2 protein-coding genes are annotated in these 5,966 nt (G+C 56.7%); both read right to left on the reverse strand.

Annotated elements, in window-relative coordinates; genetic code table 11:
* Window positions 1–156 precede the first annotated feature (156 nt).
* The gene (locus HZB29_12800; GenBank protein ID MBI5816477.1) at window positions 157–1,953 is read right to left on the reverse strand and encodes a type II/IV secretion system protein; all 1,797 of its coding nucleotides are present in this window, start codon (window positions 1,951–1,953) and stop codon (window positions 157–159) included.
* A 68-nt stretch (window positions 1,954–2,021) separates the two neighbouring features.
* Window positions 2,022–5,369 (reverse strand): PAS domain S-box protein, encoded by a 3,348-nt coding sequence (locus tag HZB29_12805; GenBank protein MBI5816478.1) that lies wholly within the window; start codon window positions 5,367–5,369, stop codon window positions 2,022–2,024.
* Window positions 5,370–5,966: the final 597 nt, after the last annotated feature.

Genomic DNA, 5,966 nt, shown 5'->3' on the forward strand with positions numbered 1-5,966 from the left:
AATCCATTCTTCCCTTGCCAGTTTTCCCGTTACCGTTTACTCTTTTCATGTGACCTCCTTGCTTTCCGTTGTTTTCGTTCAAAAACATGGTAGCAGGTGAGGTCATACCTTCGTTTCAACTAAGTTTAGGACACTTTCTCACCCACGTCCGGCCATTCACAACTGATATCCCAGCTGCACCACTTCCCTTAGCGTCGTCTCGCCGTTTAGCATCTTGCGCACGGCGCTGTCGCGGATGGTGGTCATCCCGTGGGCGAGGGCGTATTTGCGTATCTCCATGTCGCTCTTCGCCTCCTGCACCATCTGGCGGATGTTGTCGTCCATCGCCAGCACTTCATAAACTCCCGTTCGCCCCAGGAATCCGGTGAACCGGCATTGATCGCACCCTTTTCCTTCTTTTATGACCGCCTTCTCCTCCTTGATGACGATCCCGAACTGTTTGAGCCTTTTTGCGCTCACCTCCACTTCCTTCGCGCACGCCTTGCACACCATGCGCACAAGCCGCTGGGCCACGATCCCCACCACCGTGGCGTTTATCAGGAACGGCTGCACCCCAAGGTCCCGGAGCCGGGCGATGGAGGATGTGGTGTCGTTGGTGTGCAGTGTGGACAGCACCAGGTGCCCCGTGAGGGCGGACTGGATGGCGTTGTCCGCCGTCTCTTGGTCGCGGATTTCGCCGATCATTATGATGTCCGGGTCCTGCCTCAAAATCGAGCGGAGCGCCGCGGCGAATGTGAGCCCTATGGCCGGCTGCACGGCGGTCTGGTTGAACTGTTCGCAGATGGTCTCAATCGGGTCTTCTATGGTGACGATGTTCTTCTCCGGCGAGGAAAGGAAGTTGAGCGCGGAATACAGCGTTGTGGTCTTGCCAGATCCGGTGGGGCCCGTGACCAGGATTATGCCGTTGGGCCTGTTCAAAAACCGCTCGATCTTTATGATGTCCTCGGGGAACAACCCAAGCAAGTCCATGTCCCGCATCAATTGATCCGGCTTGAGCACGCGCAAAACAAGCTTTTCGCCGAAGGCGGCGGGCAGGGTGGAAACGCGAAGTTCGGATGTGTCCCCGCCGTGCTCAACGCGGATGCGCCCGTCCTGGGGCTTTCGTTTCTCCGCGATGTTCATACGCGCCAGCATTTTGATGCGCGAGGCGATGGCCTGGCTGACCCCCTTGGGTATCTTGTACACCTCGTTGAGCTGGCCGTCTATGCGGAACCGCACCACGCTGTTGTCCCGCTTGGGCTCTATGTGTATGTCCGACACGCGCATCTCGAACCCGTAGTTGAAAAGGTAGTCCACGGCGTTCTTGATATGCTCGTCGTCGGACTGTATCTGGTCGGGTTGCTTGATGCGGTTGAGCTGTTCGAGGTTGCCCAGGTCTATGCGCTTTTTGGACATCTCCTCCTCGGCCCTGGTGACGGAAGTCTTGAATCCATAAAATTCGTTGATGAGCTTGTTTATGTCCCCGGGGGTGGCCAGGAACGGCACTATTTTTTTCCCCGTGGCGCGTGAGAGCCCGTCGAGCGTGTCCCCTGTCTCCGGATCCATCACCGCCACATGCAGCTCGTCACCGGCCTGGTATAGCGGGAGCACCATGTGCTTTAACGCGAACGGCTTGGGAATGGTCCGCGTGACGGTGTCTATGTCCAGTTCCAGCGGATCGATCTTTTTGTAGGGCAGCCCACACATGGAGGAAATGGCCTTTACGATCTCCTCCTCGGCAATGAATTTCTCCGCGTTGGCCGCCGAGGGGACTTTTAGCCCGGCGATGAACCGTATTGCGTGACCGGGCGCCGGTTTGGACTGTTTGCCTTTGGCGGAGGATTTCACCGTGGATGCGACGGCCTTTTCAGACTCCGCCAGGTTTGACATTATTTTGTCGAATCCCTGCCGGTCTATCCTTTTCTCCTTGAGCAGGAGCTGGGCCAGTTTGCGGATATCGGTGGTGACGCTCATGAGGGGATTTTAGCACAGGGCGGCGGGTTCAAGGCCATGCGGCCGCTTCCCATGGCGCAATCACAAGTTCACCCCACAAACCTCCTTACCCTCGGGATTAAATCCCCGGCCTCAATCGGTTTGCCCACGAAATCGTCCGCCCCGTGGGCGAAAGCTTTCTCCCGCATTTCTTCTTCGGCGGTTGTCATCATTATCACGGGTATCCCGCTTGTCTGGCTGTCATGCTTGACCCGGTCCAAAAGCTCAAACCCGTCCATGCCAGGCATCATTATGTCGGTGATAATGATATGCGGACGTCTTTCCTTTATGTTGGACAGGGCCTGCTCTCCACCCAAAGCCTGCGCGACCTCAATCCCGATCCTTTCAAGATGGCTCCTCACCACCATTAACGACGCCGGTTCGTCGTCCACAACCAGCGCGAGGGGTTTTACAAAAGGAAGCGCCGCGATAAACAGGCTCCCCTTGCCAGGAGCCGTTTCCACGGTAAGCTCCCCTCCGTGGGCTTTCATGATGTCCCGGCTGTACGGCAGGCCCAGGCCGGTCCCAAGCTCCCCCGCCGTGCCTGGAGTGCTCGTTTGCGCCTCATGCCGGAAGATGTCGTGAATGATTCCCACATTAATGCCCTTCCCGGAGTCCTGGACGGCTATCGCGCTTTTTAACCACGGTGGCGTGAAAATCGTGACTTTATCCCCTTTGGAGCAAAACTTGATCGCGTTGGACAAAAGATTGAGCAGCACCTCGTTAAAAAGCAATTGATCGGCGTAAAGCGTCACCTCCGCCGGAACCTCGTTTATTATCTCGATCCCTTTTTGGGAGGCGTTGCGGGCATACGATTCGATCACGGCCGCCGCGGCCGCGCGTCCCCTGAAGAAGCGGGGTCTTGGCGTGATTTTGCCGGTCTGAAGCCTGCTGATCTGCAACAGTTCGTCTATCATCCGCGTCATTCTGCCGCCGCTTTCAAGGACCGCGTTCATGATAATTTTATCGTCATCGTCCAGGTGGGAGGGGTCCTGATTGGCGACATGCTCGATAAGCCCCAGCATGGCGGCGAAGGGCGATTTGAGGTCGTGGGCGACAAGCGAGACGAATTGGTCCTTCAGCTTCGTTGCGGCCTCGGCCTGTTCCTTTGCCTTGGTCAACTCCGCGGTGACGGCGTTTTTTTCCGTCATGTCCTTGCCGACTCCTATGAATCCTACCATCTCGCCGGCATGATTTTTCCACACCGCGCCGTTGCACAGATGAGGGACCAGCGTCCCGTCGCTTCTTATAAACCGCACCTCTATGGAAGAGTACCCTTTTTCGAAAACCTCCCTTATCCCGTTATATACCGTGGGCCTGTCCTCTTCGAACACAAACTCAGCCGCAGGCCTTTTCATCATCATCTCCGGCGCAAGACCACATAGCTTTTCAAGGGCCGAATTCCATTTGATCAGTTCACCTTTCGTGTTGATCACGTAAAGTATGTCCGGCTGCGCCTCTATAATGGACTCGAGTTCTTTGCCTGCGGCGGCCAACTTTTCCTCCGCCCGTTTGCGATCCGTGATGTCCCGCTGGATGCTTTGCATGTATTTCCCGCCGTCTATGGTGATCGCATTGACGCTAATGAGAATGTCACGCGTTTCGCCATTCCTGGCCCGGTGCTTTGTCTCAAAAACGCCGGAACCTTCCTCGATCACTTTGCGTATGTGCGCGGCGACCTCATCCGCCGTCTCCAACATCTCTATATCCGAGATCGCAAGCTTCCCGAACTCCTCCCGAGTGTATCCCAGGGACTCGTGCGCCTTTGTGTTGAACTCCACAATCGCGCCGGTCTGCGCGTCCACGAGCCAGATCGCGTCCGCCGACTGCGCGAAAATGGAGCGGTAGCGCTCCTCCGCCACGCGCACGGCCTCCACCGCCAGTTTGCGTTCGATGGCAAACGTAATGTGGAAAGCGATGGTTTCGGCAAGCTTGATTTCACTCCCGGTAAAGTGATGCGGCTTGTTGAAGTAGACCATGAATTTCCCGATCGGGCGGTTGCGCCGCGCCAGCGGAATAAAGGCGAATCCGCGGATACCTTCCGCCGCCGCCACCGGCCGGAAGTGCGCCCAGTCAGCGTCCAGCTCGATGTCATCAATGAGAATAGGCGCGGGATTGACCGCGTCTTGCGTCCACGGCGAATGCCCGTCCGCCGCTTTCCTGTACGTCTCCGAAAGGCCCTGCCATGACTTGAAGCGCATGACGCCTTCTGAATCGAAAAGCAGGATGGAAACCCTGTCCGCCTTCAGCGCCCGGAGAATGGAACTCTTGGCCGCTTCATAAACGTCTTCGAGCGTATCAGCGCCGCTGACCGCGTTGCTAAGCTGATAAAGCTCCGAAAGCTCGTCAAGCCGCTGTCGCTCGGCCTCCGCCACCTTTTCCCGCTCATGGTGGCGGGCGCTCTTCCGCCGCCAGACGAAACCCATGGCGGATCCGGAGCCGAAGAGCAAGGCGCCAACAAACGCCACCATCTGCCACAGCCGCTCCCTTACAGGCGCGTACACTTCCGATTTGTCCATGCGGGCGACCAGATACCACGGCGAGCCGGGAACGGCGCGAACGGCGGCGATCACCGGCGCCCCGCGATAGTCCACCCCTTCAAATATCCCCGTCTGTCCAAGCGCCGCCCGAACGGCGGGCACTTCTGTTTTCGTCAGCGGTATCCGCAGGTTGAGGGCGGTATTCTTCTGGAACCTGAGGTTGTTTAAAAACAGAGCGTCATCGCCATCCCTGCGGATGAGCAGTGTCTCCGCCGTCTGGCTGGGCGTGGGCCATTTGCCGATAAAGGAGTAGAGATAGGTTGCAGGGTCAATCCGAAGGGCAAGAACGCCAAGAGGCCGGCCGCCGTCCGATTCATCAATAACAGGAACCACAACGGCCAGATGTATAGGGAGATCGGGCGCATACCGGTGAAAGTCTTCAATGCCAACCTTGCCTGAACGCAGTATCTCGGTGATATCACGGGTAACGGACAACTCAACCGGCGCCGGGGTCTGGGGCGCCGTCATTCTTATTCTGCCCTGGGTATCGAACAAGGTGACCCACGCATATTGATAGGCCGTAAGGTATTTGCCCATCCATGCCTGAAGCCGCCTTTGCGCGTTCACGTCCCCCGGCTGTTCCAAAAAGCGGCGGACCAGGGCGGAAAAGGCCGCGTTCCTGAACAGAACGGCGCCATCCCCAAGCCGTTCCCTGCGCCAAAGCTCAAGTTCGTCCACCTTCAACTTCACGATGCTCGAAAGCTCACTCTCCACATTGGCGCGGTAATTCCGCTCGTAATTGAGGTAGTGCAGGTAGCCGATCAGGACAATGCCCATCGCCATGAGGGCGAAAATCAGGATAAAGGCATATCCCGCGGAGCGTTCGGTTCGTTCATGAATGCTCATTGGCGCGCTCATCTCTCAACTCCGGGGCAAAGTTTACCCCGAGTGTTAACAAAGGACGCCACTTCCCTTTTACAGGGGAAGGAAAAGTGCGGCGGGACAGTTCGGGCACGGCGCGCCGTGCCCCTACATTTTGGGCCATACGCGCGCGCGAGGAGCGAGCGTAAGCAGAGAGAGAGAGAGAGAGAGAGAGAGCAAGAAGCTGGCCATTCCCCCATTGTCATATAATCCATCCCGTTATGTTACTCACCCGCCCTCGCCGGGAAAACCACGTTGCCTGCGGTGAGACTTATCGCATCGTTGAGGCTTTTTAGCGTCTTTTCCAGCGAACTTGTTGGCATTGATCCGGCTGCCTCCCGCCGTCTTTAGACAGCAGGGTTCATTGAACTCGTTTTTTTACCTTTACTGCATTTACTGACACCATTTTTAGTATACCCCTTTTTCAAGCAATTGGCGCATCCGCCATAAATATCGAATTGCCTCATATTAAAAGTAACCGAAGAATTAGGCGAAAATGATTCGATGCCTCATGTTTCATGTAACCGAAGGGAGCATGGAATATGGGCAAAAGCGCCAGAAAAGAATACCTTGCGAAAATCAAGGGCCGCTACC

Source organism: Nitrospinota bacterium, assembly GCA_016235255.1.
GTDB lineage: Bacteria > Nitrospinota_A > UBA7883 > UBA7883 > JACRLM01 > JACRLM01.

Coding starts and splice junctions, on each gene's coding strand:
- HZB29_12800 (MBI5816477.1), bottom strand. CDS start 1,953: ATGAGCGTCACCACCGATATCCGCAAACTGGCCCAGCTCCTGCTCAAG.
- HZB29_12805 (MBI5816478.1), bottom strand. CDS start 5,369: ATGAGCGCGCCAATGAGCATTCATGAACGAACCGAACGCTCCGCGGGA.